This is a genomic window from Mesorhizobium sp. LjRoot246 (genome assembly GCF_964254115.1).
In the GTDB taxonomy this organism is placed as follows: Bacteria; Pseudomonadota; Alphaproteobacteria; order Rhizobiales; family Rhizobiaceae; genus Mesorhizobium.
This window is the reverse complement of the sequence record NZ_CAXUSN020000001.1, coordinates 838818-865034: the sequence shown is the minus strand read 5'-3', so window position 1 is coordinate 865034 and position 26217 is coordinate 838818. Positions and strand designations below refer to the sequence as shown.

Sequence of the window (26217 nt, the reverse complement as noted above, 5' to 3'; positions counted from 1 at the left end):
CCCTCAAGGGGGGAGATTGGATGTCATTTCGGCCTTCGCCAATCTCCGGCGTTGCAGGATGCGCGACAACGCAGAAGCTGCCAATCTCCCCACCTGAGGGGGAGATGGCCGGCAGGCCAGAGGGGGGCGCCTCGTGACACCCTCTGCAATCCTGGAATCCGCCCTCTACGTCACCGACCTGACCGCCGCGGAAACCTTCTACACCGACATTCTCGGCCTCAATCTCCTCGGCAAGGTCGACGGCCGCCACCTGTTCTTCCGCTGTGGCCCCGGCGTGCTGCTCATCTTCAACGCCGAGGCAACCAAGATCCCGCCGGCGCCCGACGCCAGGTTGCCGGTTCCGCCGCACGGCACGGTGGGCGAAGGCCATCTCTGCTTTGCGGCGACCGCCGACGAAATCGCGCGCTGGAAAGCCCGTCTCGAGGCGAAAAACATCGCCATCGAAAGCGAATTCGAATGGCCGCAGGGCGGCCGTTCGATCTATATACGCGACCCCTCGGGCAATTCGATCGAATTCGCCGAGCCACGGATCTGGGGCATTTGATGCATTCTCTCGATGGCAAGAAGATCGTCGTCGCCAGCCACAATGACGGCAAGCTGCGCGAATTCGCCGGCCTGATGGGGCCGTTCGGCTTCGAGGCGAAGTCGGCCAAGGAGTTTGACCTGCCGGAGCCTGATGAGACCGGCACCACCTTCGAGGAGAACGCCTACATCAAGGCGCTGGCCGCCGCCAAGGCGACCGGCCTGCCCGCGTTGTCGGACGATTCCGGCCTGTGCGTCGACGCGCTTGATGGCGCGCCCGGCGTCTACACCGCCAATTGGGCAGAAACACCTGACGGTTCGCGCGATTTCGGCATGGCCATGCAGCGCACCGAAGTGGCGCTGCAGGAAGTCGGCGCTGCCTTGCCGGAGCAGCGCAAGGGACGCTTTGTCGCCGTCATCTGCCTGGCGTTCCCCGACGGCGAGGCCGAATATTATCGCGGCGAGGCAGAAGGCACGCTGGTCTGGCCGCCGCGCGGCGAGCTCGGCTTCGGCTATGACCCGGTGTTCCTGCCCGATGGCTTCGACAAGACTTTTGGTGAAATGACGGCGCAAGAAAAACACGGCTGGAAGCCCGGACAGCCGACGGCGCTGTCGCACCGCGCCCGCGCCTTCCAGAAATTCGCCCAAGCGCGATTGGATTTGACCAGATTGGGCTCGGCATGAGCATGCTGCTCGACCGGACGCCCGGCTTCGGCGTCTATGTCCATTGGCCGTTCTGCGCGGCCAAGTGCCCCTATTGCGACTTCAACAGTCATGTTCGCCACCAGCCGGTCGACCAGGACCGCTTCGCCAGCGCCTTCGAGGTCGAGCTGGCGACGATGCGTGAGCGCACCGGGCCGCGCGAGGTGACCAGCATTTTTCTCGGCGGCGGCACGCCGTCACTGATGAAGCCGGAAACGGTGGCCAGGGTTCTGGACGCCGTGGCGAAGAACTGGACCGTTCCTGATGGCATCGAGGTGACGCTGGAGGCCAATCCCTCCTCGGTCGAGGCCGAACGCTTTCGCGGCTACCGGACGGCTGGCGTCAACCGCGTGTCGCTTGGCGTGCAGGCGCTGAACGACAAGGATTTGCGCTTCCTCGGCCGGCTGCACGATGTCGATGAAGCACTGCACGCCATCGGGCTGGCGCGGGAAATATTCCCAAGGCTCTCCTTCGACCTCATCTATGCGCGGCCCGGCCAGACGCCGGAGGCGTGGGCATCGGAGCTCCAACAGGCGATCGGCCACGCGGCCGACCATTTGTCGCTCTACCAACTAACCATCGAGGAAGGCACGCCCTTCCACGCGCTGCATGCGGCGAAGAAATTCATCATCCCCGACAATGACCACGCCGCCGACCTCTATGCGCTGACGCAGGAGATCACTACGGCGCACGGCCTGCCGGCCTACGAGATTTCCAACCACGCCCGGCCGGGCGCGGAAAGCCGGCACAATCTGACCTATTGGCGCTATGGCGAATATGTCGGCGTCGGCCCCGGCGCGCATGGCCGCTTCGTCGAGAACGGCCGCCGCACGGTGACGATCGCCGAAAGAATGCCGGAAACCTGGGCCAATCTGGTCGAGGCCAAGGGGCATGGCGTCACCGGCGGCGAGATCCTGACGCGCTCGGAAGAGGCCGACGAGTTCCTGCTGATGGGCCTGCGGCTGGCCGAGGGTATCGATCTCTCCCGCTACGAGGCGTTCTCCGGACGCGGCCTGTCGACGGCACGGCTGTCGATGCTGCAGGGCGAGGGACTGGTGGCGCCGATCGGCAACACCCGGCTCCGCGCCACGCCAGCCGGCATGATCGTGCTCGACGCCGTGGTGGCCGATCTGGCGCGGTAGCGAACCTTCGTCATCCTCGGGTCTTCGCGACGTCGCTTCGCTCCTGCTCCGCCCGTGGATGATGGGTGGACGGCCCCTTGCGGCATCGAATGTGCCAAACTGGTCGTGTTGAACCCAGCGGAAGGAGACCGTCCGTCATGCAAGTTATCAGATTTGGAATCGATTTGGCCAAGAATGTGTTCCAGGTGCACGGGGTGGATGCGACCGAGCGAGTGGTCGTGCAGCGCCAATTGCGCCGCGCGCAGGTGGTGAAGTTTTTTGCCGCGCAGCCGCCGGCGCTGATCGGCATGGAGGCCTGCGGTTCGGCCCATCATTGGGGCCGCACGCTCAGCGCGCTCGGCCATCAGGTCAAGCTGATGCCGCCGACCTATGTGAAGCCCTACGTCAAGCGCAACAAGAACGATACCCGCGATGCGCAAGCCTGTTGCGAGGCGGTGAGCCGGCCCGACATGCGCTTCGTGCCGATCAAGACGGTCGAACAGCAATATGCCCGCGCGCTGCATCGTGCGCGTGACCTTCTGGTACGCCAACGCACGCAGCTGGCCAATGCCATTCGCGGCCATCTCTACGAAATGGGTCTCGCGAACGCCAAGGGGGCGGCGGGCATCGAGGGCCTGCTGCAGCTCATCGAAACGGCCGATGAAGCCATCCCCGCGGCGTTGTTGATCTGCCTGCTGCCGCTGGCCGGGCAATGGCGGGCGCTGGATGGCGAGATCGGCAAGCTGGACAAGCAGATCCTGGCTCAGGTCAGGCAGCAGCGGGCGGCCTTGCGGCTGATGACGATCCCGAGCGTCGGCCCGATCATCGCGCATGCGACGATCGCCGCCATCGGCGATGGCCGCCAGTTCGCCTCGGCCAGGGACTTCGCCGCCTGGGTCGGCCTGACCCGCAAGAACCACGACACCGGCGGCAAGCACAGATTGACAGGCCATATCAGCCGCGCCGGCGATGGCGGCTTGCGAAGGCTGCTCATTCTCGGCGCCAGTTCCTGGTTGCGGCAGGTCAGGGCCAAGCCCGACAGAGGCTCGCCCTGGATACGCGGCCTGCTGGCCAGGCGGCCGGTCAAGGTCGCCGTCGTCGCCCAGGCAGCCAAGACCGCCCGCATCATCTGGGCAATGCTGAACTCGGGACAGGAATACAGGGCACCGGCTGCGGCATAAACCGCAAAGCAAGGCCCTTAACAGCGTAAGGAGCAAAAGGCAGCACGGCAAAATGGTCAGGACCTGGGTCGGGACACTCCGCCTTCGTCATCGCGATACAAGAGCGCGTGTGGATGATTGGAACCCGATCCGCGTAACCCTTGAGGGCCAGCGGTCCAAACTCGACCGCATCAAAAGGCCGAATACATGACCGCTCCAGACTATCTGCCGAATATGCCAATTGCACCTTGCCAACAGGGGGCCGTCCATACATGACGAAGGTGGGGATGCCTCGCCCAATCTCCGAAGCTTAGGATTGCGCTTCTGAAGGCGCGCGTTTCACGGTATCTCGGCTGAGACCGCCACTCACGAGGCCACCCGCATGAACCCGACTGTATTCTCCTGGCAATTCTGGGCATTGCTCTCGGCTGCATTCGCGGCCTTGACGGCGATCTTTGCCAAGGTCGGCATCGAGAACATCAATTCCGATTTCGCCACCTTCATTCGCACGGTCATCATCCTGATCGTGCTTGGTACGATCCTGCTGGCCAGCGGCCAGTTCCAGTCGCCGGCAACGATCTCAGCGAAGACCTGGCTGTTCCTCGGCCTGTCCGGTCTGGCCACCGGCGCCTCATGGCTTTGCTACTTCCGCGCCTTGAAGATCGGCAATGCGGCGCAGGTGGCGCCGATCGACAAGCTAAGCGTCGTGCTTGTGGCGGTGTTTGGCGCGGCCTTTCTCGGCGAGCGGTTGTCCGGAGCGAACTGGCTTGGCATCGCCCTTATCGCGGCTGGCGCGGTGCTGGTCGCCTATCGGGGGTAGCGGCGCGCCATTGCGGGCGTTCTTGGTTTCAAGACGGGTGATGAAGATATCGAAGCGGTTGGGCATCGTCCGGTCAGTGCTCCGTCGTGCTGTCGGGTTTGTTGTCGGAAAGCCTGACGTTCGTAGGCAAGGCGCTCGCGGCTCGCTCTTTGGTCAGGCTGTGCTCGGTCTTGGCAGACGGGCGCTTGTCCCTGCGTGCGGCAACGCGGTTGCGGCCGGCATAGTAGGGCTCGAAAGCGTCCTGTATCTTCAGGCTGTCCATCCTGTCCTCCTCCGGAATCAGGGGGCTAATCTGCCAATGCCGGTTTGGTTCCCCACTGTGGCAAAGGAATGGCGAATTCCTTACATCGGCGTCAGCTTTTGCAAGCCCGCGCCAGCCGTGCCAAACAGGGCTGAACGGAGAAGTCATCAGTGACCGCAGAGACGGGCAAGCGCAGCTATGTGGTCGGGCAGACCGAGATCGCGGCCCGGCCGCTGGAGCCGGCGCTTTATCTGGTGGCGACGCCGATCGGCAATCTCGCCGACATCACGCTGCGCGCATTGGAGACGCTGGCCGCCGCCGACATCGTCGCTTGCGAAGACACACGGGTGTCGCGCGTGCTGCTCGACCGCTACGGCATCCGCCGCCGCACCACGGCCTATCACGAGCACAATGCCGGCGAGGCCGGGCCGAAGCTGATCGCGGCTCTGCAGGCCGGACAGAGCGTGGCGCTGATTTCCGATGCCGGCACACCGCTGGTGTCCGATCCCGGCTACCGGCTGGTCGGCGAGGCGCTCGACCGTGGCATTCGCGTCGTGCCGATCCCCGGCCCGTCGGCGCCGCTCGCGGCGTTGACCGCATCCGGCCTGCCGTCGGACGCCTTCCTGTTCGCCGGATTCCTGCCTGTGAAGAAAGGCCAGCGGCTGACGCGGCTGGAAGCACTGAAAGCGGTGCCGGCGACGCTGATTTTCTTCGAATCGCCGCGCCGGCTGGCCGAGTCCCTGGCTGCCATGGTCGAAGCCCTCGGCGGCGAGCGCAAGGCCGCCATCGGCAGGGAATTGACCAAGACCTTCGAGGAGATGCGCACCGGCACGCTGCGAGGGCTCGCCGACCACTATGCGGCGGCCGATACGCCGAAGGGCGAGATCGTCGTCTGCGTCGGTCCGGCCGAGGCCAAGGCTGACGAGCCGGCCGACATCGACCGCCTGCTTTTGTCGCTCGCCGCCGAGATGCCGGCCTCCAAGGCGGCGGCGGAAGCCGCGAAAATGACCGGCGGCCAGAAGCAGGCTCTCTACCGGCGGCTGCTCGAACTCAGAGATGCCGCCGAGGACGTTATCGCGGAAGGCGACGGTGGCTGACCGCCCGAGCGCCAGCCGCCAAAAGGCCTATCGGCGCGGTCATCGCGGCGAATGGCTGGCGGCGGCAGCGCTGATGCTGAAAGGCTACCGCATTCTCGCCCGCCGCCACCGCACCCGCTTCGGCGAAATCGACCTGATCGCACGGCGCGGCGATCTGGTGCTGTTCGTCGAGGTCAAGGCGCGGCGCACGCTGATGGAGGCGATGGAGGCGATCAGTCTGGAATCGGAGCGTCGCATAGAAGGCGCGGCCGACATCTGGCTCTCGCGCCAGTCGGACTACGGCAAACTGTCGATGCGCTTCGACATGGTCGCGGTGCTGCCCTGGCGCTGGCCGGTGCATGTCGAGAACGCGTTTTATGGAAGGAGTTGAGGGAGCCACTTACGGGCGTTGCTCGCCCTTCGCATGGCTCAGGGCGTTCGTCGTTCGGAAAGCCAAGCAATTGGCTTTCCGTCCGCTTCGCGGACCACTCCTCACCCCCAAATCATCAGCGCCAGCAGCCCAACGCCGCCCACCACCAGCCGCCACCAGCCGAACAGCGCGTAGCCCTTGCGCGAGACGTAATCGAGCAGGAAGCGCACGACGATGAGCGCCGTGACGAAGGCGGCGACGAAGCCGACGGCGATGATCGGCAGGTCGGCACTGCTCAGCACGTCGCGGTTCTTGAACAGGTCGAAGGCGAAGGCGCCGACCATGGTCGGGATCGCAAGGAAGAAGGAAAATTCCGCCGCCGCGCGCTTGTCGACGCCCAAAAGCAGCGCGCCGACGATCGTCGAACCCGAGCGCGATGTGCCTGGGATCAGCGACAGGCACTGGAAAAGCCCGATCTGCAGGTAAAGCCGCGTCGGAAACCTCTCGACGTCGCGGTAGACCGGCTTGAGATTCATGCGGTCCACCGCCAGCAGCACGACGCCGCCGATGATCAGCATGATGCAGATCAGCCTTGGCGATTCGAACAGCACCGTCTTGATGAAATCATGCGCCAGCGCGCCGATGACCGCCGCCGGCAGGAAGGCGATCAGGATGCCGATGGCGAAATGCCGGGTCAGACGATCATGCGGCAGGTCGAGCAGCATTTGCCACAGCCGGCGGAAATAGACGCTGAGGATCGCCAGGATGGCGCCGAGCTGAATCAGGATCTCGAAGGCCTTGCCGGTCGAGTGGAAGCCGAGGAAATGGCCGGCAAGCAGGATATGGCCCGTCGAGGACACCGGGATGAACTCGGTCAACCCCTCTAGCAAGCCGAGCAGCAGGGCTTCGACGATGGTCTGGCTTTCCATGGCTACCTCGGCATTGGCGTGACGGCTGACAGAACGGCTTGCTTGTCATGGCGTTGAAGTCCCCCTATAGGTCGCAACACCCTGACGGCCCGCTAACCGGGCGGCCAAGACTTACCGGTGCGCCCTGCGATTCGCCAGTGCGCTTTATCATCGCGGAACCATGCTGACGCTTTTCCACCATCCCATGTTCGCCACCTGTCGCTTCGTCCGCCTTGCTTTCGGCGAGTATGGCGAGGAGCTGGCCTTGATCGAGGAAAAGCCGTGGACACGGCGCAAGGAGTTCCTGGCATTGAACCCGGCCGGCACGCTGCCCATCCTGCTGGCCGAAGGCGATGTGCCGATCGTCGGAGCGACGGTGATCTCGGAATATCTCGATGAAACGCGCGGGGTGCTCAAGCGCGACAAGCGGCTGTTTGCCGAGGACCCGATGCAGCGCGCCGAAATCCGCCGGCTGATCGACTGGTATCTCAACAAAGCCGAAAGCGAAGTCACCCGCCACCTGGTGCGTGAGCGCGTGCTGAAGCCGGTCATGCCGGAAACGGCGGGCGGCGGGTCTCCCGATTCGAGCGCGATCCGTGCCGCGCGCGCCAACATCCGCCAGCACATGAAATACACCAACTGGCTGGCCGGCACCCGCCATTGGCTGGCCGGCTCGAGGGTCACCTATGCCGACCTCGCGGCTGCGGCAACGCTGTCGGTGCTCGATTATCTCGGCGAGATCGACTGGCGCGAGCATGCCGCGGCGCGCGAATGGTACACGCGGGTCAAGTCGCGGCCCTCCTTCCGACCGCTTTTGACCGACCGCGTGCGCGGCCTGTCGCCGGTGTCGCATTATGCGGACCTTGACTTCTGACGCCGCGAAACTGCGCGCGCTGATCGACGCGGAAGCGCATCGCGCCGGCTTCGATGCGATCGCCGTCACCTCTCCCGATGCGATCCCGCTGGCGCCGGCGCGGCTGGCCGAATTCGTCGCCGACGGCTTTCACGGCTCAATGGACTGGATCGCCGAGACGCTTCAACGCCGCGCCGAACCGACGGCACTGTGGCCGCAGGTGCGCTCGATCATCGTGCTGGCGATGAACTATGGCCCGGACCACGATCTACGTGCAGTGCTGGCCAGGCGCGACCGCGGCGCGATCTCTGTCTATGCGCAGAACCGCGACTATCATGAGGTGATGAAGGGCCGGCTGAAGGAAATCGCCGGCAAGCTCGTGGCGCGCGCCGGCGGTGATGTGAAGGTGTTCGTCGACACCGCGCCGGTGATGGAAAAGCCGCTGGCCGAGGCCGCCGGGCTTGGCTGGCAAGGCAAGCATACCAATCTGGTCAGCCGCGAACACGGCTCCTGGCTGTTCCTTGGCACCATCTTCACCACCGCCGAACTGGTGCCCGACCGCGCCGAGATCGACCATTGCGGCTCTTGCCGCGCCTGCCTCGACGCCTGCCCGACCGATGCTTTTCCGGCGCCCTACCGGCTCGATGCAAGGCGCTGCATCTCCTACCTCACCATCGAGAACAAGGGGCCGATTCCACATGAATTCCGCGAAAAAATCGGCAACCGCATCTATGGCTGCGACGACTGCCTGGCCGCCTGCCCGTGGAACAAGTTCGCGAAAGCCGCGTCCGAGGCCAAGCTTGCCGCGCGCGACGAATTGCGCGAACCGCCGCTCGCCGACCTTCTGGGCCTGGACGATGCTGCCTTCCGATCCTTCTTCTCTGGATCGCCGATAAAACGCATCGGCCGCGATCGGTTCGTCCGCAACGTGCTGATCGCCGCCGGCAATTCCAAGGATGCCTCGCTGTCTGGCGCCGTGCGTACCTTGCTTGGCGATCCGTCGCCGCTGGTGCGGGGCGCGGCAATATGGGCGCTGGCGCGGCTGGTGCCGGACGCCGAATATTCGAAACGGGCGGCCATCGGCCTAAAAACGGAGAACGACGAAACCGTGCGCGACGAATGGCGTCTGGCGCGGCCAACCAGGGCGCAGGCATGAGCGAAAAGCAGATATTCATCTTCGGCGCCGGCTATTCCGGCAAGGCTTTTGCCCGCGCCGGCAAAGGTGCCGCCAAGATCCTTGGCACGACGCGCTCGCCGGAAAAATTCGAGACGCTGCGGCAGGCCGGCATCGCGCCGCTGCTGTTCGACGGCGCGCTGACGGATGAGATTGCCGATGCATTGCAGAAGACAACGCATCTGCTGATTTCCGTCGCCCCGGAAGAGGCCGGCGATCCGGTGCTGAATGCCGCCCGCGTGGCGATCATGGCCCGGATGCCGGCGCTCGAATGGATCGGCTATCTCTCCACCGTCGGCGTCTACGGCAATTATGACGGCGCCTGGGTCGATGAAACGGCCGAATGCCGGCCGGTATCGAAGCGTTCAATGATGCGGGTGGCCGCCGAGCAGGACTGGCTGGAGCTCGGCCGCGAGGTTGGCCGGCCGGTGGCGATCCTGCGGCTCTCCGGCATTTACGGGCCGGGCCGCAATGCCCTGGTCAATCTGGAAAACGGCACCGCAAGGCGGCTGGTCAAGCCCGACCAGGTGTTCAACCGCATCCATTGCGACGACATTGCCGGTTGTCTCTGGCATCTCGTCGACGGCAATACTGGAGGCATCTTCAACGTCACCGACGATCTGCCGGCGCCGCCGCAGGATGTCGTCGGCTATGCCGCTTCGCTGATGGGCATAGAGCCGCCACCAGAAATTCCCTTCGACGCCGCCCAACTTTCGCCCATGGCGCGGTCCTTCTATGGCGAGAACAAGCGTGTCGCCAACGCGGCGATCAAGGCGGCGGGCTATCGTTTTCGCTTTCGCGATTACCGCGCCGCCTTCGACCATATGTGGGCCAGCGGCGACTGGCGCGACGGCGAGGCGCGCAGCCCGATGAAGCGCTGAAGATCGAAGCGTCGTCCGTTACGTGGTATGATTCGGCCTTGGATTGCGGTGGGGAACCGGTTTCATGAAGACAGTGATGCGGCCATTTCTCGGCAAAAAATCTCTGTTGGCCGCCGCACTCGGTCTGCTTGCCCTCACCGGTCTAGCCGTACAGCCGGCTGCGGCCGAGGAACGGGCAAAAGACCTGTTCAGCGCCAAGAAACTGCCGGCCGCGACCGCTGCGCAGTCGATCGGCTTCTACTCCAAGGGCTGTTTTGCCGGCGGCGTCGCTATTCCCATGGACGGTCCGACCTGGGAGGTGATGCGGCCGTCGCGCAACCGTCGCTGGGGCCATCCGGCGATGATCGCGGTGATCGAGCAATTGTCGCGCGATGCCGCGGCAGATGGTTGGCCAGGCTTGCTGATCGGCGACATTTCGCAGCCGCGCGGCGGTCCGATGATGACGGGCCATGCCTCGCACCAGATCGGGCTCGACGCCGATATCTGGCTGACGCCAATGCCCAGCCGCCCGCTGTCGACGGCGCAACGCGAAAGCATGAGCGCCACCTTGATGGTCGACGAGAAGACCCATCTGGTGAAGGACGCATTGTGGACGCCGGCGCATACAAAGCTTTTGAAGCGAGCGGCAAGCTACAGCCAAGTCGAGCGCATCTTGGTCAATCCGGGCATCAAGAAAAAGCTCTGCGACACGGTCAAGGGCGACCGCAGCTGGCTGCGCAAGATCAGGCCATTCTGGGGCCACGACTATCATTTCCATATGCGCATCGGTTGCCAGCCGGGCTCGCCCGGCTGCAAGGCGCAGGAAGCGACGCCTGCCGATGATGGTTGCGGCGAGCCGCTGGCCTGGTGGTTCACGCAGGAGCCGTGGCGGCCCAACAAGAACCCGGATGCACCGAAAGCCCGAGACCTGATGACGATGGCGAACCTGCCGAGCCAATGCCGCGCCGTGCTCGACGCGCCGGGGCCGGCCTCTGCCGAGGCCGCGACCTACCACGGCGGCAGCGTGCCGGTGGCAGTTGCCGCGCCTGAACCCGAAGCGCCGTCGCTGCCCGCCACCACCGCCAGTGGCACCGCCGGATTGCCAAGCGCGGTGAACGCCTTCACCGCGACCCCCGAGATCGGCGTCCCGCTGCCGCGACCACGGCCGCCAGGGAACTGACTGTCGCGGGCACCGGACTCAATCGGTTTAGCGTGCTGTTTTTGTGAATAGTGGCCATTTGGCCGCAGAAGCTGTGTCTGCACGCCGCTGGGTTCGAAAACCGTTTCCCTTTTCAAACCCATGCGCTAGTCAACGGGAGAACGGCGATATGCAGTCGGGGGGCCGGAGACGGACGAGAGCATGCCAGGCACAGGCGACGACGATACCTTGTTGCGGTTTCCGATCCTGATCGGCGACATAGGCGGCACCAATGCGCGCTTTTCGATCGTGCTTGACGCCAATTCCGAGGCCGGCGAGCCGACCATCGTCCAGACGGCGAACTACAACACCATCGACGAGGCGATCCAGGCGGCCGTGCTCGACCGCTCCTCGGTGCGTCCCAATTCGGCGGTGCTGGCGGTCGCCGGTCCGGTCGACGGCGACGAGATCGAGCTCACCAACTGCCCATGGATCGTCAAGCCGAGAAAAATGTTCGCCAGCCTCGGTCTAAGCGACATCGTCGTGCTCAACGATTTCGAGGCGCAGGCGCTGGCCGTCGTCGCGCTCGGCGAGGAGCACATGGAAAAGATCGGCGGCGGCACGCCGGAGCCCAATGCCGGGCGCGTCGTGCTCGGTCCGGGAACCGGACTCGGCGTCGCCGGGCTGGTCTATGCGTTGCGCCACTGGATACCGGTGCCCGGTGAGGGCGGCCATATGGACATCGGTCCGCGCTCGGCCCGCGATTTCGAGGTTTTCCCGCATATCGAGAAGCTCGAAGGCCGCATTTCGGGCGAGCAGATCCTGTGCGGGCGCGGTCTGGTCAACGTCTACCGGGCGGTGGCCAAGGCGGATGGCAAGCCGTCGCCCTTCACCACGCCGGCGGAAATCACCGCCGCTGCGCTGGCGAAAACCGATCCGGTTGCGGAAGAAGCGCTGGAGACCTTCGTCACCTGCCTCGGGCGCACCGCTGGCGATCTCGCTTTGGTGTTCATGAGCCGTGGCGGCGTGTTTCTCACGGGCGGCATCGCGCAGAAGATCGTGCCGGCGCTGAAAGCCGGCAATTTCCGTGCCGCCTTCGAGGACAAGGCGCCGCACAGCGCGCTGATGCGCAACATGCCGGTCTATGTCATCACCCATCCGCTGGCCGCACTTCTCGGCCTTGCCGCGTATGCCCGGAACCCCTCGCTGTTCGGCGTCCAGACTTCGGGGCGGCGGTGGCGCGACGAAGTTAGTCAGCCCAAGGCATAGGCAAGCCGGCTGCTTGGCGTTAAGAGGGGTGCCAAATTGCCCGGCCGCGGGAAGCGGAAACCTACGAAGCGCTCCGATTTGACATTTCAGCCCCCCAATTTGTCGAAACCCCGCGCGGGCGAGATCGTGGCGGTCATCCGCCGCATCCTGCGCGAAAACGGCCACGAGTACCGGGGCGCGTATATCTTCACGATCCTCTGCCTGCTGACCGTGTCGGCGACGACGGCGCTTGCCGCCTGGATCATGAGCCCGGTCGTCAACCAGATATTCTATGAACGTCGCGGCGATCTCATCCCATGGATCTGCGCCGCACTGCTCGGCGCGTTCATCCTGCGCGGCCTTGCCGGCTACGGCCAAGCGGTGACGATGGCCAGGATCGGCAACAATCTGGTGGCGCGCTACCAGCAGCGCATCTTCAACCATTTGATGAAGCTCGGCGTCTCCTTCTTCAACGACACAAGGTCCGGGCGGCTGGCGGCGCAAGTCAACGAGAACGTCAACGGCATTCGCGATCTTTTGTCGATGACGGTCACCTCGACCGCGCGCGATGCCGTCTCGCTGGTCGGCCTGGTCGGCGTCATGATCTATCAGGACCCGATACTCTCCTTGAGCTCGCTGCTGATCGGACCGCCGCTGATCTGGACCGTCACCTATTTGATGCGCCGGGTGCGGCGCATCACGCGCGAATCCGTGCAGATCAACTCGCGGCTGATCGGCGCCATGCAGGAGGCCACGCAAGGTATCGCCATCGTCAAGGCCTTCACCATGGAGGACGAGCTGTCGCGCCGCATCAGCAAGCTCGCCGAGGATGCCGAACAGCGCTCGAACAAGATCGCCCGCGTCTCCGAGCGGCTGACGCCGGTGTCCGAACTGCTGGCCGGCATCGCCTTCGCCAGCGTCATCGCCTATTCCGGTTACCGAGCCACCGTTCTCGGCCAGCCGCCGGGCGCGGTGTTTTCTTTCATCACGGCGCTGACGCTCGCCTATGATCCGGCCCGCCGGCTGGCGCGCATGCAGGTCGGCATGGAACGCGCGCTGGTCAATGCGCGCATGATCTATGAGCTGCTCGACATCGAGCCGCAGCAGAGTGACGCTGCTGGCGCCGCCGAAGCGAAGTTCACCTCCGGCGAAGTGCGCTTCAACAATGTCTCCTTCCGCTATGTCGAGGAAGCGCCGGTCCTGCACGATCTGAGCTTTGTTGCAGCCGCCGGCAAGGTGACCGCCATCGTCGGCGCCTCGGGCGCCGGCAAGACGACATTGGTGGCGCTGCTGCAGCGCTTCTATGATGTTGAGGCGGGCACGATCGAGATCGACGGCCAGGACATCTCCAAGGTCACCAAACAGTCGCTGCGCGGCTCCATCGCCTATGTCTCGCAGCAGCCCTATCTGTTCGAAGGCACCATCCGCGACAACATCCGCTACGGCCGGCCGGGTGCCACCGACGCCGAAATCGAACAGGCAGCAGAGCAGGCTGCGGCCGACGACTTCATCCGCCAGCAGCCGCAGGGCTACGACACGCCGGTCGGCGAGAACGGCGTGACGCTATCTGGCGGCCAGCGCCAGCGCGTATCGATTGCGCGCGCCATCGTGCGGCAGGCGCCGATCCTTTTGCTCGACGAGGCGACGTCGGCGCTCGACAACGAGGCCGAGGCCCGCGTCCAGCAGGCGCTCACAAAGGTCATGGAAGGCCGCACCACCATCGTCATCGCGCACCGGCTGTCGACGGTGGTCAATGCCGACCACATCATCGTCATGGAACAGGGCCGGCTGGTCGAGGAAGGCACGCACGCCTCGCTGATGGCCGATCCGCACAGCGTCTATGCCCGCTTCCATCGCATCCAGGGCGTCAAGGGCCTGGGGCTTGTCGACGACAGCGCGCCGATACAGACTTCGGCTCGCAAAATCGAGACGCAGAGCATCGCCGGGAGCACGAGATGAGCGAGACATCAGCAACCGACAGACCGGCAAGTGATATGGGCCTGGTGGTGGTGGGCGCTGCTGGCCGCATGGGCCAGACGCTGATCCGGGCGATCCACACCATCCCCGGCGCGCGGGTCATAGGCGCGGTCGAGCGGGCGGGTTCGCCCCATCTGGGCAAGGATGCCGGCGAGCTGGCCGGCATTGGCATCATCAATGTGGCGATCGGTGACGATCCGCTGCCGGTCTTCGCCAGGGCTGACGGCGTGCTCGATTTCACCACCCCGGCCTCATCAGTTGAATTCGCTGGTTACGCCGCGCAAGCGCGCATCGTTCACGTCATTGGCACGACCGGGTGCACGGCCGACGACAATGCGAAAATCGCCGCGGCGGCGCGCCATGCGACGATCGTCAAGTCGGGCAATATGAGCCTCGGCGTCAATCTTCTGGCGGTGCTGGTCGAACAGGCGGCGCGCGCGCTCGACGCCGACGATTTCGACATCGAAATCCTCGAAATGCACCACAAGCACAAGGTCGACGCGCCGTCGGGCACCGCACTTCTGCTCGGCGAAGCCGCCGCCGCCGGACGTGGTATCGCGCTTGCCGGCAACGATGTACGGGTCCGCGACGGCCACACTGGCGTGCGCAAGACGGGCTCGATCGGCTTTGCCACGCTGCGCGGCGGCTCCGTCGTCGGCGACCACAGCGTGATGCTGGCCGGCACCGGCGAGCGCATCACGCTTGCCCACCATGCCGAGGACCGCGCCATCTTCGCCCGCGGCGCCGTCAAGGCGGCGCTTTGGGCGCGTGGCCGCAAGCCGGGACTGTATTCGATGCGGGACGTGCTCGGCCTCAGCTGAGGGGCCTATCTGCCAACTTGAAGGGAGCAAACATGTCGAGAACCCTCGTGCTCGTGCGCCACGGCCAGAGCGAATGGAATTTGAAGAACCTGTTCACTGGCTGGCGCGATGTCGACCTGACCGAGCAGGGGCATGCCGAGGCCAAGTCCGCCGGGCAAAAACTCAAGGCGCGCGGCCTGAAATTCGACATCGCCTTCACCTCGGCGCTGATCCGGGCGCAAAAAACCTGCCAGCACATCCTCGACGCCGTCGGCCAGAGTGATCTCAAGACCATCCGCGACCAGGCGCTCAACGAGCGCGACTATGGCGATCTCTCGGGCCTCAACAAGGACGACGCCCGCAAGAAATGGGGCGAGGAGCAGGTGCATGTCTGGCGCCGCTCCTACGACGTGCCGCCGCCCGCCGGCGAAAGCCTGAAGGATACCGGCGCGCGCGTCTGGCCCTATTACCTGCACGATCTGCAGCCGCATGTGCTGCGCGGTGGCACGGTCTTGGTCGCCGCGCACGGCAACTCGCTGCGTGCCCTGATCATGGCGCTGGATGGCAAGTCGGGCGAGGAGATCGTCAAGCTGGAACTCGGCACCGGCGTGCCGGTCATCTACCAGCTCAACGCCGATTCGACCGTGGCTTCGAAGGAAGTGCTGGAGGACTGAGGCGGCAGCTTCGAGGCAAATTTTTCGAAGTCGGCAGCGCCAACGCCCGAAACTGAGCCGGCGAGCGTCAGCCCTCGAAAAAAAGCGCGTTGACACACATCGCTTGCCCGCTTACATGAGCCCGCACCAGCCCAGATGGCGGAATTGGTAGACGCGCACGGTTCAGGTCCGTGTTCCGCAAGGAGTGGAGGTTCGAGTCCTCTTCTGGGCACCAAATTCCCGTTTCGAGCCATTCGACGGTTCAGAAACTTAAAGAAAAAGCCCGGTTCGTCCGGGCTTTTTCTTTGCCGCCAACCTCCCCTCCCGACCAGGCGCCGAACAAACCCCTTCAAACCCGGCGGCCGCTTCGCTACGCTCCAACCCATGTCTCAATCCGCCACCGCAATCTTCGGCGCCCGCCGCGACCAGGCCTTCCCGACGCTGGCCGAGGTGGACATCGACCGCATGCGCCGGTTCGGCGAGGCCAGCGCCTATGCCGCCGGCGAGCACATCGTCACGGCAGGCGATGTGGCGCCCGGTCTGATCGTGGTGTTGTCAGGCAAGGTCGACATCACCCAAGGTGGTGGGCTCGGCGGGCGCGAGACGATCGTCACCCACGGTCCGGGCAGTTTTGTCGGCGAGCTGGCCCAGCTCTCGGCACGGCCTTCGTTGGTCAATGTCGAGGCAGCCGAGCCGGTGGAGGCGTTCGTCATCGCCTCGCAACGGCTGCGCGACCTGATGGCGCAGGAGGCCAATCTCGGCGAGCGCATCATGCGGGCGCTGATCCTGCGCCGGGTCGGACTCTTGGAAAGCGCCACCAGCGGGCCGATCATCATCGGACCCGTCGGCAATGGCGACGTGTTGCGGCTGCAGGGGTTTCTGTCGCGCAGCGGCCAGCCGCACCGCGTGCTCGATTCCGACAGCGATCCCTGCGCCAAAACCCTGGTCGAGCGCTTCGAGGTCGATCCGCACCATCTGCCGATCGTGCTCTGTCCAAACGGCAGGCTGCTGCGCAATCCGGTCGAAAAGGATCTTGCCCGCTGCATCGGCCTGCTGCGGCCGATCGATGCCGATACAGTGTATGACGTGGCCATCGTCGGCGCCGGACCGGCAGGGCTGGCGGCGGCGGTCTATGCGGCATCGGAAGGCCTGTCGACGATCGTGCTCGATTGCCGTGCCTTCGGCGGTCAGGCCGGCGCGTCGTCGCGCATCGAGAACTATCTCGGTTTTCCCACAGGCATTACCGGCATGGCGCTGATGGCGCGTGCCTACAACCAGGCGCAGAAATTCGGCGTCGAAATGGTCATACCGGACGAGGCGAAGCTTTTGAGCGCCGCCACCGACGCGTCGGGCGCCCGCTATTTGCTCGATGTCGGCGACGGCGAGACAGTGCGCACGCGCAGCGTGGTGATCGCCAGCGGCGCGCGCTATCGCCGCCTCGATGTCGCCAATCTGGCGCGGTTCGAGGGAACCTGCGTGCATTATTGGGCGTCGCCCATCGAAGGCCGGCTTTGCTCGGGCCAGGAGGTGGCGCTGGTCGGCGCCGGCAATTCGGCGGGACAGGCGGCGGTGTACCTGGCCAGCCATGCGCGCAAGGTGGCGTTGCTGGCGCGCGGCGGCAGCCTTGAAGCCAGCATGTCGCGCTATCTCGTCGAGCGGATCAGGGCGCAGCCGAACATCGAGGTGCTGACCGGGACCGAAATCGAGGCCCTGGAGGGCGACGCGGGCAATCTTGCTACCGTGCGCTGGCGCAACCGAGACAGCGGCGCGGAAACGACGCGCCCGATCCGCCATCTCTTCCTGTTCATAGGCGCCGACCCGAACACCGACTGGCTGGCCAACTGCGATGTGGCGCTGGATGCCAAGGGTTTCGTGCGCACCGGATCGGACCTGGGATCGGCGCAGATGGAGACGAGCCGCAGCGGCGTGTTCGCCATCGGCGACGTCCGCGCCGGCTCGGTCAAACGTGTCGCGGCGGCCGTCGGCGAAGGCGCCCAGGTGGTCGCCGCATTGCATGCATATCTCGCGCGTGGCGACGCCAACGTACCTCAAACGCCCGGGAGACCATGATGGATGAATGCAGACATACGCGCGACATCAGGAAGGTGACGCCGAGCGCTCTCGGCTGCGAGGAATGCCTAAAGAGCGGGTCGCAATGGGTGCATCTGCGGCTGTGCCGCACCTGCGGCCATGTCGGCTGCTGCGACGACTCGCCCAACCGCCACGCCACCAAGCATTTTCACGCCACAGGCCACCCGATCATCGAGGGCTACGATCCGCCGGAAGGCTGGGCATGGTGCTATGTCGACGAGGTGTTTGTCGACCTCGGCGACGACGTGACCCCGCAGAACGGCCCGATCCCGCGCTTTGTTTGACGGCCGAGGCCGGTCTATCGCACGGAACCGGTGACGGTCGGGTCGATCGGGCTGGGAACGGATTTGCGTTCGGTGCCGGCAAGCGCTGCGATGATCAGCAGGCTGGCGACCACAGGGACAAACAGGATGGCAACGCGAGCTTGCACGTAAAATATGGCGCGCCATTCATTGCGCTTGTCGGGGCTGTTGCTCATCATACTCACTTTGTCGGCCCCCCGGCGGTGACATAGCCGGGAACGGTTAAACAACTCCTTCCGACTTCGTTAACCCGGCGGAATTGAGGCGAGGATCTCGACCTTCTGGTGCATGAAACGGTGCGGCTGGGGCGCGAGATTGCGGCGGAGGGTGCTGCGTCTTCCTAGTCACCGGCAGGCATGCGATTCTGCCGCTCTGATTCGCGAGGTACGACGGTGATGCTCTTTCGTATGGCTGCACTGGCGGCCTTGCTCTTCACCACCTCGGCGCAGGCCGCTGAGATGGCCTTCTTCATCAAGAACCTGCGCAAGGAAGCGGTGGCGGTCGAGCTGTTCAGCCGCGACCGCGAGACGGTCTGGCCTGGCAACGACAAGGTGTTCCTGATCGACCCCGGTTCGCAGAAGTCCGTGCCGCTCTCCTGCAATCAGGGCGAACACATCTGCTACGGCGCCTGGGTCGACGGCAATGACAGCATTTCGGCCGGCGTCGGGCCGGACAATGACCAGCCCTGCGATACCTGTTGCTTTATCTGCGTGGAGCATTCGACCGAGACGATCGATCTGGTGCCGTAGAGGGCAGAAGGCGGCGTCGGACCCAAATTAAGTCAGGGATCGGCGCACCCGATCCACTTCCGCGATTCAACGCAACATGCGATGGTCGCCCCGCGGCCGGATGGGCCGCTGCTTCAGGGGGTTACCATGTTTCATGCCTATGCGCGCCGCACGCTGGCCGCGCTGTCTCTCGTCATGCTGTTCGTGCCGGCGGCGCATGCCGACGATGTGACCTTTTCCATCAAGAACGGCCATCCCAATGCCATGCGCGTCGAGCTCTACAGCCAGGACCGCGACTATGTCTGGCCGGGTGACGACAAGGACTACTATCTCGACGACGGCGAGACCAAGCAGCTGCCTATATCCTGCAACGCGGGTGAATCGATCTGTTACGGCGCCTGGGTCGACGGCGACGAGGGCACCTATTGGGGCGTCGGCCCCGGCAATAAGGAAAAATGCGAGGATTGTTGCTACACCTGCAGCGGCGGCGAAACCGAGGAGATCAATCTGGTCCCCTGACCGGTTTGTCAGCTTGACGATCTTCGGGCCGGAGCCATAGCCTGTGTAAATACCCAAGGCACGTCTCGTCTGCTTCTCTGGACGCGAGGTGCTTCAGGCAAAAGGAGCATGGCGATGGCCGGTATGGTCGAAGGCGACAAGATCGACGTGGGGTTTTCCGGCAGGCGCTGCATCCATTCGCGCAACTGCGTGCTCGGCGACCCGCACGTCTTCGTGCCCAACGCACCGGGCCAGTGGATCCACCCGGAAGCGGCCAGCGTCGAGAAGATCGTCGCCATCGCCGAAAGCTGCCCCTCGGGCGCCATCACTTACGTCAGGAAGGATGGCGGGCCGCAGGAGCAGCCGCCGGCGATCAACACCGTACGGCTGCGGGAAAACGGCCCGCTGGCCGTGCACGCCGAGATCGTGCTCGACGGCGAAACGTTTTATCGCGCCACGCTCTGCCGCTGCGGCGCTTCGGAGAACAAGCCGTTCTGCGACGGCAGCCACAACAAATCCGGCTTTGCCGCCACCGGCGAGCCACCGCTGAAGGACACGCCGGCGCTCGAAGCCAGGAATGGCCCGCTGACGGTGACGCCGACCACCAACGGCCCGCTCAAGCTCGAAGGCAATCTTGAGATCGTCACCGGCACCGGCCACACGGTCGACCGCACGCAGCGCGCCTTCCTCTGCCGCTGCGGCCATTCCGCCAACAAGCCGTTTTGCGATGGGACGCATAAGAAGGTTGGGTTTGTGGGGTAGTTGGCGCTGCGGCCGACACCGCCAATCTCCCCCCTCGTGGGGGAGATGTCCGGCAGGACAGAGGGGGGCGCCGTAGAGCACTGACTTCAACAGCTACCGAGCATCGCAATGCCTCATACGCCATTGCCTCCAAGACATCGCGCAAACGCCAGATCGATGCGCAAGGTCATGACATCGGCCGAATTGAAGCTCTGGAACGAACTTCGCGCGCACCGGCTGATGGGGCTGGGCTTCCGGCGGCAATTTCCGGTAGCTGGTTACATTGTCGACTTCGCTTGCCCGGAGAAGAGACTCGTCGTCGAGGTCGACGGCTCCCAGCATGCGGAAGCCGACACAAGTGACGAAGCTAGGACATTGCGCTTGGAGCAAGACGGCTGGACCGTGCTGCGGTTCTGGAACGACGACATCATTCGCGACATCGACAATGTCTGCCAGCATATTGTGATTGCAGCCGGGCTCGGCGAACCGTCTTGAATAGACCGGCTGGAGGAGCTGTAGTCGCGGCGAGGCCGGCGGGACAGCGCCCCCCTCTGTCCTGCCGGACATCTCCCCCACGAGGGGGGAGATTGGCTCTCCTCCCTTGGCCCAGCGCTCGCGGCTTTATCGACCGCCCCGTATCGGCTAAGGGCAGTGACACATAAATTCGCCAGCCGGACCGCCATCAGAAATGACCGCCAAGACCAAGCCAAAACCGTTGTTCCTCGGCATCGACACTGGCGGCACCTACACCGATGCCGTGCTGTGGTCCGAGACGGAAGGCCCGCAACAGGGGCCGAACAAGGGCAAGGTGCTGGCCAAGGCCAAGGCGCTGACCACGCGGCATGACCTCGCCGTCGGCATTTCCGGCGCCGTCGACGCGGTGCTGCAGAAGGCGGGCACCGATCCGGCCGCCATCAAACTGGTTTCGATGTCGACGACGCTTGCCACCAACGCACTGGTCGAAGGCCAGGGCGGCCGCGTCGCGCTGGTTATGATCGGCTTTTCCGAAGGCGACCTCGCCCGCGACGGGCTGAAGGCGGCGCTGGGCACCGATCCGGTGGTTTTTTGTCCGGGCGGTCACGATGTGCACGGCAATGCCGCCAAGCTCGATCTGTCCGGGCTGGAGGCTGCATTGCCGGAGCTCGGCGCCTCGGTGTCCGGCTTTGCCGTCTGCGCCTATTTCGCTACCCGCAATCCCGCGCACGAGATCGCCGCCCGCGAGCTGATCCGCGAAAAGACCGGCCTGCCGGTCACATCGAGCCACGAACTGTCGGCCAAGCTCGGCGGCCCGCGCCGGGCGCTGACGACGCTGCTCAACGCCAGGCTGATCTCGATGATCGACCGGCTGGTCGCGGCAACCGAAGGCTTTCTCGGAGAGCGCAACATTGCAGCACCGCTGATGGTGGTGCGCGGCGATGGCGCGCTGGTTTCGGCGGCGTTTGCCCGCCAGCGGCCGATCGAGACCATCCTTTCCGGCCCGGCCGCCAGCCTGGTCGGCGCCCGCCACATGACCGGGCTCGACGATGCCATGGTGTCCGATATCGGAGGCACAACCACCGACGTCGCCGTGCTCGATGGCGGCCGTCCCAGGCTCGATCCGGAAGGCGCCACCGTCGGCGGTTTCCGCACCATGGTCGAGGCGGTCGCCATGCGCACCTTCGGCCTCGGCGGCGATTCCGAAGTGACGCTGGAGGACGGCGCGCTCAACCCGAAGATCCTACTCGGGCCGCGCCGCCTGGTGCCGCTGGCGCTGGCCGGCATGGCTCATGGCAACGCCGTCACATCGGAACTCGAACGGCAATTGCGCGCGCCCAATCCCGGCCGCATGGACGGCCGCTTCGCGGTGCGCACCGGCGTGCCGGATAGGCTTGCCGCCGGCCTGACCAGCGCCGAAGCTAGGCTCTACGAACTGATTGGCGCCGTGCCGCTAGCCATCGACAGGCTTTTGGCCTCGAACGCGCAGAACGCGACGCTGAACCGGCTGGTGTCGCGCGGGCTGGTGCATATCGCCGGCTTCACCCCGTCGGACGCCGCCCATGTGCTGGGCAAGCAGGCGAACTGGGATCCCATCGCCGCGCGCCTCGGCGCCGAACTGTTCGCCCGCAAGCGCGACGGCCGTGGCCAGAACATCGCCGCCTCGCCCGAAGCGATCTCGGAACGGGTGCTGGTGACGCTGACGCGCTGGTCGGCCGAGTATATCCTCGAAACCGCCTTTGCCGAGGACGGGCTCGATGGCGCGTCGACGGTGGCGCATGCGCTGGTGCAGCGCGCCGTCGACGCGCATCCCGGCATTGCCCGCCTCAGCGTCGCGCTCGACCGCCCGGTCATAGGCCTCGGCGCCTCGGCGCCGCTGCACTATGCCGGCCTGCCGCCGCTGATCGGCAATGACTGCGTGGTCCCGGAAGATACCGATGTCGCCAACGCGCTCGGCGCCGTCGTCGGCCAGGTCAGGGTTTCGGCCGAGGCGCGGGTCAGCCAGCCCAAGGAAGGGCTGTTTCGTCTTGCCTCGGGTGAAACCGTGCGCGATTTCGTCGACGAGGCGGCGGCGATCGCCGCCGCCGAAGCCGATGTCCGCGCCATCGTCGCGGAGCGCGCCAGGGACGCCGGCACAGACAGCGCCGAAATCGAAGTCGAGACAGAATTTCGCGTCTCGACAGTCGAAGCCCAGCGCATGTTCATCGAGGCGCATGTGGTAGCGGTGGCCTCGGGAAGGCCACGGATTGCAGTGTAGGCTTCTTCCTTCTCCAGTTCACGGATTGCAGGTGACCGGCAGGCGGATGAGGGGCAGCGCTTACGTTTGCGAAAGCGTTCAGAGTCCTAACTGAGCCCGCAATTCGTCGGCGCTGTTGATCACGATCGCACCGGGCGGTCCTTCCATCGGCTTTTCCGGCCAGAAGATCGTCTTCATGCCCGCGGCCAGCCCTGCCATGGCGCCCGGCCAGCTGTCGTCGATCGCTATCGCATGCGCGGGATCGACATCGGCCAGATAGGCGGCGCGCAGGAATGGCTCGGCGTGGGGCTTGCCTTCGCGTACGTCGTTGCGGCTGATCGTCTTCATGCCGGGATGGATGAGGCCGACCATGCTCAGATTGGCGTCGACGATCATCCGGTCGGAATTCGACACCACGGCCTGCTGGACGCCTCTTGCCCGCAACTCGTTGAAGATCTCGATCGCGCCGGGACGCGGCTTCAGGCCCTCGACCAGCGGCAGATAGTGCTCGTATTTGTGAACGATCCACTCATCGAAGGGCAAGGCCAGGCCGAACTCGTCGCGCATCATCTCGTAAACCGGCCAGGCGGCGACGCCAAGCACGCGCTCATGCAGATCGTCCGGCGGGATAAGGCCGACATTGCGCATCGCAGCCACCAGGGCGGCCTCGTGCAGCGGTTCGCTGTCGACCAGCGTGCCGTCCATGTCCCAGAAAACCGCTTTCGGCGTCATGCAAGGCTCCTTTTTGCCATCCCTTAAAGGGTTTGCGCCGGGAGATAAACCTTCGGGACCGAAGAACGTGCCGCGCCTGCCGGGACCGCGACCGCGCTCCTTTACCGACACAACATCGTGAAAGAGAGAAACGCGGTCGCGCTACGCCTATGGATAGCAAGCAATTGCTCTTGAGATTGACAATTGCGCATCAGGCCATTCCCTGCGAAAGTGGGCGTAGGCCGCTCTCATGACCGGCGGTCTCGGGAGGCAGCACGTGAATACCCGGCAGGATGGCGGCAGCAACAGGCTGGACGACGCGGCGCGCGCCGGCTGGCTTTATTATGTTGCCGGCAACACCCAGGACCAGATTGCCGCCACGCTCGGCATCTCACGGCAGACGGCGCAGCGGCTGGTGTCGCTGGCGGTGTCGGAAGGTCTGATCAAGGTTCGCGTCGACCATCCGATCGCCAACTGCCTCGATCTGGCGGCACGGCTGAGATCGCGCTTCGCGCTCGATCTGGTCGAAGTGGTGCCGAGCGATCCGAATTCATCCTCCACCACCATCGGCATCGCCGAGGCGGCCGCCGCCGAGATCGAGCGGCGGCTGCGGTCGCCGACGCCGATCGTCATGGCGATCGGCACCGGCCGCACGCTGAAGGCGGCGATCGAGCAGTTGCCGCCGATGGAATGTCCGCAGCACAAGGTGGTGTCGCTGACGGGCAACATCTCGCCGGACGGCTCGGCCGCCTTCTACAACGTCATCTTCACCATGGCCGACAGGGTCAAGGCGCGCTCCTTCCCGATGCCGCTGCCGGTCATCGCCTCGTCGCCGGAGGAGCGCGAGATGCTGCTCAAGCAGCCGATGATCCAGCCGACGCTGGCGCTGGCGGCGGAAGCCGACGTCACCTTCATCGGCATTGGCGATCTCGGCCCCAAGGCCCCGCTCTACGAGGACGGTTTCATTTCGGAAAGCGAGTTGAAGGCGCTGCAGAAAGCCGGCGGCATCGCCGAGATCGTCGGCTGGGTATACGATCGCGAAGGTCGCATGATCGAAGGCATCACCAACGATCGAGTGTCGTCGGCGTCGCTGCCGTCACGCGAAAAGTCGCTGGTCATCGCACTGGCAATGGGCGAGCGAAAACTGCCGGGCATCCTGGCGGCCGCCAACCGGCGGCTGATCAACGGCCTCATCACCGATGAACGGACCGCTGCCGCCCTGCTGGCCAGTCTGTGATTGGAGAGCGTCGCGCTCGATCTGCGATAAAGTGAGCCATACTACCTGTGCCGCCCGAGAGGGTCGTTGCCATCGAGGAAACCGAGATCGCGCTGCAGATGTGGCGACAGCTCCCTGATGTCGAGATGTGCCCTCTTTCTTGTCGCGAACCAGCCAAATCCGTCCGTGAGCCACGAAATCCAGCGGTGATCCGGAGCGGGAGTGCATTTTTGCTGCGCCATGGTCATAATCGTCAACCTTCGCTATCCTGAACCCGAATGACGGGTTGATCAGGAATGTCGGTCTTGCCGGCCGCCTTTGCCAATCGAACATCTGTTATGACCCATAAGGAGGCCTTATGCCGGACCTCGGCTCGCGACAGGTTTCGCAACTCCCGCCGCTGCAGGCGATCAGGGTGTTCGACGCGGTGGCACGGCATCTTTCCTTCACCAAGGCCGCCGGCGAACTCGCCATGACGCAGGCGGCGGTCAGCTATCAGATCAAGGTGCTGGAGGAGCGTGTCGGCGCGCCGCTGTTCCTGCGCCGGCCTCGGCAGATCGTGTTGACCGAGGCCGGGCAGCGCCTGGCACCCGCGGTCAGCGAGGCCTTCGCCATTCTCGGCCAGGCCTATGCGGCAGCGCGTGGCGGGGCCGACGGGTTGCTGTGCGTCACCACGGTGCTGACATTCGCCTCGAACTGGCTGGCGCACCGGCTGGGGTCGTTCCAGATCGCCCATCCGTCGCTGGCCGTGCGGCTCGAAACGTCGAGCCGCCTGACCGACTTTGCCCGCGAGGATACCGATATCGCCATCCGCTCGGGCGGTGGCAAATGGCCGGGCCTGGAAGCGCACAAGTTGCTCGATGCCGATTTCACGCCGATGCTGAGCCCGAAGCTGGCGGCAAGTATTGGCGGCGTCAAGGAACCGGCCGACCTCTTGCGGTTGCCGATCCTGGACCCCGGCGACATCTGGTGGACGGAATGGTTTTCGGCTGCCGGCGTGCACTCGCACGATCTTGCCAGACGACCCGGCAGCAGCATGGGCGCGCAAGCCTATGAGGCCAATGCGGCAATCGCCGGCCATGGCGTTGCGATCCTGACCAGGGCGCTGTTCAAGGCGGAACTCGCCGATGGGCGCCTGATCCAGCCTTTCGATCTAGTCGGCGATGACGGCCACGCCTATTGGCTGGTCTATCCGGAGTCGCGCCGCAACGTGCCGAAGATCCGCGCCTTCCGGGACTGGCTGCTGGCCGAAATCGCCTGCTGACCGGCAAGCCACCTGGCACCGCGCCTAAAGCGTGTCGCGTCTGAACGGATTCAGGCGACCCGCTTTAGGTCTTTGTTTTTTATGCATGTCGTTCTCCCAAAACCGAGATCACTTTTGGGCGACACGCACCTAGTGCCCGCAAACCCATCCGCTATTGCCACACCGATATCCGGCGAAGGGCTTTCCTCGCCCTGAAAATCTCCACTCGTTCCCACTCCGTGGCGTCGCCCAGTGCTGCGCTGCAACATCGAATCCGGCTTGACATAATTAACGTCAAGTGAGTAATTGCCCAAAGCCAAGGCAAATGCTCATTTTGGTTCAAGGGAGGAATTT

The 26217-nt window shown here is 64.9% G+C and carries 29 protein-coding genes and 1 tRNA gene; 25 read left to right on the top strand and 5 right to left on the bottom strand.

Annotated features, from left to right (window positions below):
* Positions 1-133: 133 nt before the first annotated feature.
* The 5 genes from ACSQ3L_RS04000 to ACSQ3L_RS03980 all read left to right on the top strand — a co-directional run bounded on the left by ACSQ3L_RS04000 (position 134) and on the right by ACSQ3L_RS03980 (position 4325).
* The gene (locus ACSQ3L_RS04000) at positions 134-544 is read left to right on the top strand and encodes a VOC family protein (RefSeq protein ID WP_436158758.1); all 411 of its coding nucleotides are present in this window, start codon (positions 134-136) and stop codon (positions 542-544) included.
* Positions 544-1206, top strand: a complete 663-nt coding sequence (gene rdgB / locus ACSQ3L_RS03995) for an RdgB/HAM1 family non-canonical purine NTP pyrophosphatase (protein ID WP_436158757.1) — start codon at positions 544-546, stop codon at positions 1204-1206. Before ACSQ3L_RS04000 ends, rdgB begins: the two co-directional genes overlap by 1 nt.
* Positions 1203-2366 carry a radical SAM family heme chaperone HemW gene (gene hemW, locus ACSQ3L_RS03990; RefSeq protein WP_436158756.1) on the top strand — a complete coding sequence of 388 codons (1164 nt, stop codon included), beginning with the start codon at positions 1203-1205 and terminating at the stop codon, positions 2364-2366. The genes rdgB and hemW overlap by 4 nt, the downstream gene beginning before the upstream one ends.
* Positions 2367-2503: 137 nt before the next feature.
* Complete coding sequence (locus tag ACSQ3L_RS03985; RefSeq protein WP_436158213.1) at positions 2504-3526, top strand: IS110 family transposase; 1023 nt, start codon at positions 2504-2506, stop codon at positions 3524-3526.
* 361 nt (positions 3527-3887) lie between these two features.
* Complete coding sequence (locus ACSQ3L_RS03980) at positions 3888-4325, top strand: EamA family transporter (RefSeq protein WP_436158755.1); 438 nt, start codon at positions 3888-3890, stop codon at positions 4323-4325.
* Positions 4326-4398: 73 nt separating this feature from the next.
* Here the strand turns inward: ACSQ3L_RS03980 and ACSQ3L_RS03975 are convergent, their stop codons facing one another.
* Complete coding sequence (locus tag ACSQ3L_RS03975; protein WP_436158754.1) at positions 4399-4587, bottom strand: hypothetical protein; 189 nt, start codon at positions 4585-4587, stop codon at positions 4399-4401.
* 149 nt (positions 4588-4736) lie between these two features.
* On the opposite strand from ACSQ3L_RS03975, the gene rsmI reads away from it, so the two are divergent.
* Positions 4737-5663: a 16S rRNA (cytidine(1402)-2'-O)-methyltransferase gene (rsmI, locus tag ACSQ3L_RS03970; RefSeq protein ID WP_436158753.1), complete on the top strand. Its 927-nt coding sequence runs from the start codon at positions 4737-4739 to the stop codon at positions 5661-5663.
* Positions 5656-6033, top strand: a complete 378-nt coding sequence (locus tag ACSQ3L_RS03965) for a YraN family protein (protein WP_436158752.1) — start codon at positions 5656-5658, stop codon at positions 6031-6033. The genes rsmI and ACSQ3L_RS03965 overlap by 8 nt, the downstream gene beginning before the upstream one ends.
* 101 nt (positions 6034-6134) lie before the next feature.
* Here the strand turns inward: ACSQ3L_RS03965 and ACSQ3L_RS03960 are convergent, their stop codons facing one another.
* Positions 6135-6941 (bottom strand): undecaprenyl-diphosphate phosphatase, encoded by an 807-nt coding sequence (locus tag ACSQ3L_RS03960; RefSeq protein WP_436158751.1) that lies wholly within the window; start codon positions 6939-6941, stop codon positions 6135-6137.
* Positions 6942-7101: 160 nt separating this feature from the next.
* Between ACSQ3L_RS03960 and ACSQ3L_RS03955 the strand changes: the two genes are divergently transcribed.
* From ACSQ3L_RS03955 to ACSQ3L_RS03905, 11 genes are all read left to right on the top strand, one after another.
* Positions 7102-7794, top strand: a complete 693-nt coding sequence (locus tag ACSQ3L_RS03955) for a glutathione S-transferase family protein (protein WP_292183662.1) — start codon at positions 7102-7104, stop codon at positions 7792-7794.
* Positions 7775-8929 carry a tRNA epoxyqueuosine(34) reductase QueG gene (queG, locus tag ACSQ3L_RS03950; RefSeq protein WP_436158750.1) on the top strand — a complete coding sequence of 385 codons (1155 nt, stop codon included), beginning with the start codon at positions 7775-7777 and terminating at the stop codon, positions 8927-8929. Before ACSQ3L_RS03955 ends, queG begins: the two co-directional genes overlap by 20 nt.
* Positions 8926-9828, top strand: coding sequence for an SDR family oxidoreductase (locus ACSQ3L_RS03945; RefSeq protein ID WP_436158749.1), 903 nt, complete (start codon positions 8926-8928; stop codon positions 9826-9828). Before queG ends, ACSQ3L_RS03945 begins: the two co-directional genes overlap by 4 nt.
* A gap of 64 nt (positions 9829-9892) precedes the next feature.
* Positions 9893-10987 (top strand): penicillin-insensitive murein endopeptidase, encoded by a 1095-nt coding sequence (mepA, locus tag ACSQ3L_RS03940; protein ID WP_436158748.1) that lies wholly within the window; start codon positions 9893-9895, stop codon positions 10985-10987.
* Positions 10988-11167: 180 nt separating this feature from the next.
* Positions 11168-12214 carry a glucokinase gene (locus tag ACSQ3L_RS03935; RefSeq protein WP_436158747.1) on the top strand — a complete coding sequence of 349 codons (1047 nt, stop codon included), beginning with the start codon at positions 11168-11170 and terminating at the stop codon, positions 12212-12214.
* Positions 12215-12292: 78 nt separating this feature from the next.
* Positions 12293-14152 (top strand): ABC transporter ATP-binding protein, encoded by a 1860-nt coding sequence (locus ACSQ3L_RS03930; protein ID WP_436158746.1) that lies wholly within the window; start codon positions 12293-12295, stop codon positions 14150-14152.
* Positions 14149-14991, top strand: coding sequence for a 4-hydroxy-tetrahydrodipicolinate reductase (gene dapB / locus ACSQ3L_RS03925; RefSeq protein ID WP_436158745.1), 843 nt, complete (start codon positions 14149-14151; stop codon positions 14989-14991). Before ACSQ3L_RS03930 ends, dapB begins: the two co-directional genes overlap by 4 nt.
* A 32-nt stretch (positions 14992-15023) precedes the next feature.
* Positions 15024-15644, top strand: coding sequence for a 2,3-bisphosphoglycerate-dependent phosphoglycerate mutase (locus tag ACSQ3L_RS03920; protein ID WP_436158744.1), 621 nt, complete (start codon positions 15024-15026; stop codon positions 15642-15644).
* Between the two features lie 129 nt (positions 15645-15773).
* Positions 15774-15858 (top strand) — tRNA-Leu (locus tag ACSQ3L_RS03915).
* 149 nt (positions 15859-16007) lie between these two features.
* Positions 16008-17693, top strand: a complete 1686-nt coding sequence (locus ACSQ3L_RS03910; RefSeq protein ID WP_436158743.1) for an FAD-dependent oxidoreductase — start codon at positions 16008-16010, stop codon at positions 17691-17693.
* Positions 17690-17998 carry a UBP-type zinc finger domain-containing protein gene (locus ACSQ3L_RS03905; RefSeq protein ID WP_436158742.1) on the top strand — a complete coding sequence of 103 codons (309 nt, stop codon included), beginning with the start codon at positions 17690-17692 and terminating at the stop codon, positions 17996-17998. The genes ACSQ3L_RS03910 and ACSQ3L_RS03905 overlap by 4 nt, the downstream gene beginning before the upstream one ends.
* A gap of 14 nt (positions 17999-18012) precedes the next feature.
* On the opposite strand, the gene ACSQ3L_RS03900 is transcribed toward ACSQ3L_RS03905, so the two are convergent.
* Positions 18013-18192, bottom strand: a complete 180-nt coding sequence (locus tag ACSQ3L_RS03900) for a hypothetical protein (protein ID WP_292183678.1) — start codon at positions 18190-18192, stop codon at positions 18013-18015.
* Between the two features lie 219 nt (positions 18193-18411).
* Between ACSQ3L_RS03900 and ACSQ3L_RS03895 the strand changes: the two genes are divergently transcribed.
* The 5 genes from ACSQ3L_RS03895 to ACSQ3L_RS03875 all read left to right on the top strand — a co-directional run bounded on the left by ACSQ3L_RS03895 (position 18412) and on the right by ACSQ3L_RS03875 (position 22714).
* Positions 18412-18765 carry a hypothetical protein gene (locus ACSQ3L_RS03895; protein WP_436158741.1) on the top strand — a complete coding sequence of 118 codons (354 nt, stop codon included), beginning with the start codon at positions 18412-18414 and terminating at the stop codon, positions 18763-18765.
* 126 nt (positions 18766-18891) lie between these two features.
* Positions 18892-19263 (top strand): hypothetical protein, encoded by a 372-nt coding sequence (locus tag ACSQ3L_RS03890; RefSeq protein ID WP_436158740.1) that lies wholly within the window; start codon positions 18892-18894, stop codon positions 19261-19263.
* A 114-nt stretch (positions 19264-19377) separates the two neighbouring features.
* Entirely contained in the window at positions 19378-20004 is a 627-nt protein-coding gene (locus tag ACSQ3L_RS03885; protein WP_436158739.1) for a CDGSH iron-sulfur domain-containing protein, read from the top strand.
* Between the two features lie 108 nt (positions 20005-20112).
* The gene (locus tag ACSQ3L_RS03880; protein WP_436158738.1) at positions 20113-20478 is read left to right on the top strand and encodes an endonuclease domain-containing protein; all 366 of its coding nucleotides are present in this window, start codon (positions 20113-20115) and stop codon (positions 20476-20478) included.
* 193 nt (positions 20479-20671) lie between these two features.
* Complete coding sequence (locus ACSQ3L_RS03875; RefSeq protein WP_436158737.1) at positions 20672-22714, top strand: hydantoinase/oxoprolinase N-terminal domain-containing protein; 2043 nt, start codon at positions 20672-20674, stop codon at positions 22712-22714.
* 78 nt (positions 22715-22792) lie between these two features.
* Here the strand turns inward: ACSQ3L_RS03875 and ACSQ3L_RS03870 are convergent, their stop codons facing one another.
* Positions 22793-23425, bottom strand: a complete 633-nt coding sequence (locus ACSQ3L_RS03870; protein WP_436158736.1) for an HAD family hydrolase — start codon at positions 23423-23425, stop codon at positions 22793-22795.
* A 256-nt stretch (positions 23426-23681) separates the two neighbouring features.
* Between ACSQ3L_RS03870 and ACSQ3L_RS03865 the strand changes: the two genes are divergently transcribed.
* The gene (locus tag ACSQ3L_RS03865; protein WP_436158735.1) at positions 23682-24641 is read left to right on the top strand and encodes a sugar-binding transcriptional regulator; all 960 of its coding nucleotides are present in this window, start codon (positions 23682-23684) and stop codon (positions 24639-24641) included.
* Positions 24642-24682: 41 nt separating this feature from the next.
* Here ACSQ3L_RS03865 and ACSQ3L_RS03860 read toward each other — a convergent pair whose 3' ends face one another.
* A complete protein-coding gene (locus tag ACSQ3L_RS03860; protein ID WP_436163377.1) occupies positions 24683-24868 on the bottom strand; it encodes a hypothetical protein in 186 nt (61 codons plus the stop codon).
* Positions 24869-24978: 110 nt separating this feature from the next.
* Between ACSQ3L_RS03860 and gcvA the strand changes: the two genes are divergently transcribed.
* Entirely contained in the window at positions 24979-25884 is a 906-nt protein-coding gene (gcvA, locus tag ACSQ3L_RS03855; protein WP_436158734.1) for a transcriptional regulator GcvA, read from the top strand.
* The last annotated feature ends 333 nt before the right edge of the window (positions 25885-26217 follow it).

Coding starts and splice junctions, on each gene's coding strand:
- rdgB (WP_436158757.1), top strand. CDS start 544: ATGCATTCTCTCGATGGCAAGAAGATCGTCGTCGCCAGCCACAATGAC.
- hemW (WP_436158756.1), top strand. CDS start 1,203: ATGAGCATGCTGCTCGACCGGACGCCCGGCTTCGGCGTCTATGTCCAT.
- ACSQ3L_RS03985 (WP_436158213.1), top strand. CDS start 2,504: ATGCAAGTTATCAGATTTGGAATCGATTTGGCCAAGAATGTGTTCCAG.
- ACSQ3L_RS03980 (WP_436158755.1), top strand. CDS start 3,888: ATGAACCCGACTGTATTCTCCTGGCAATTCTGGGCATTGCTCTCGGCT.
- ACSQ3L_RS03975 (WP_436158754.1), bottom strand. CDS start 4,587: ATGGACAGCCTGAAGATACAGGACGCTTTCGAGCCCTACTATGCCGGC.
- ACSQ3L_RS03960 (WP_436158751.1), bottom strand. CDS start 6,941: ATGGAAAGCCAGACCATCGTCGAAGCCCTGCTGCTCGGCTTGCTAGAG.
- ACSQ3L_RS03955 (WP_292183662.1), top strand. CDS start 7,102: ATGCTGACGCTTTTCCACCATCCCATGTTCGCCACCTGTCGCTTCGTC.
- queG (WP_436158750.1), top strand. CDS start 7,775: ATGCGGACCTTGACTTCTGACGCCGCGAAACTGCGCGCGCTGATCGAC.
- ACSQ3L_RS03945 (WP_436158749.1), top strand. CDS start 8,926: ATGAGCGAAAAGCAGATATTCATCTTCGGCGCCGGCTATTCCGGCAAG.
- mepA (WP_436158748.1), top strand. CDS start 9,893: ATGAAGACAGTGATGCGGCCATTTCTCGGCAAAAAATCTCTGTTGGCC.
- ACSQ3L_RS03935 (WP_436158747.1), top strand. CDS start 11,168: ATGCCAGGCACAGGCGACGACGATACCTTGTTGCGGTTTCCGATCCTG.
- dapB (WP_436158745.1), top strand. CDS start 14,149: ATGAGCGAGACATCAGCAACCGACAGACCGGCAAGTGATATGGGCCTG.
- ACSQ3L_RS03920 (WP_436158744.1), top strand. CDS start 15,024: ATGTCGAGAACCCTCGTGCTCGTGCGCCACGGCCAGAGCGAATGGAAT.
- ACSQ3L_RS03910 (WP_436158743.1), top strand. CDS start 16,008: ATGTCTCAATCCGCCACCGCAATCTTCGGCGCCCGCCGCGACCAGGCC.
- ACSQ3L_RS03905 (WP_436158742.1), top strand. CDS start 17,690: ATGATGGATGAATGCAGACATACGCGCGACATCAGGAAGGTGACGCCG.
- ACSQ3L_RS03900 (WP_292183678.1), bottom strand. CDS start 18,192: ATGAGCAACAGCCCCGACAAGCGCAATGAATGGCGCGCCATATTTTAC.
- ACSQ3L_RS03895 (WP_436158741.1), top strand. CDS start 18,412: ATGCTCTTTCGTATGGCTGCACTGGCGGCCTTGCTCTTCACCACCTCG.
- ACSQ3L_RS03890 (WP_436158740.1), top strand. CDS start 18,892: ATGTTTCATGCCTATGCGCGCCGCACGCTGGCCGCGCTGTCTCTCGTC.
- ACSQ3L_RS03885 (WP_436158739.1), top strand. CDS start 19,378: ATGGCCGGTATGGTCGAAGGCGACAAGATCGACGTGGGGTTTTCCGGC.
- ACSQ3L_RS03880 (WP_436158738.1), top strand. CDS start 20,113: ATGCCTCATACGCCATTGCCTCCAAGACATCGCGCAAACGCCAGATCG.
- ACSQ3L_RS03875 (WP_436158737.1), top strand. CDS start 20,672: ATGACCGCCAAGACCAAGCCAAAACCGTTGTTCCTCGGCATCGACACT.
- ACSQ3L_RS03870 (WP_436158736.1), bottom strand. CDS start 23,425: ATGACGCCGAAAGCGGTTTTCTGGGACATGGACGGCACGCTGGTCGAC.
- ACSQ3L_RS03860 (WP_436163377.1), bottom strand. CDS start 24,868: ATGACCATGGCGCAGCAAAAATGCACTCCCGCTCCGGATCACCGCTGG.
- gcvA (WP_436158734.1), top strand. CDS start 24,979: ATGCCGGACCTCGGCTCGCGACAGGTTTCGCAACTCCCGCCGCTGCAG.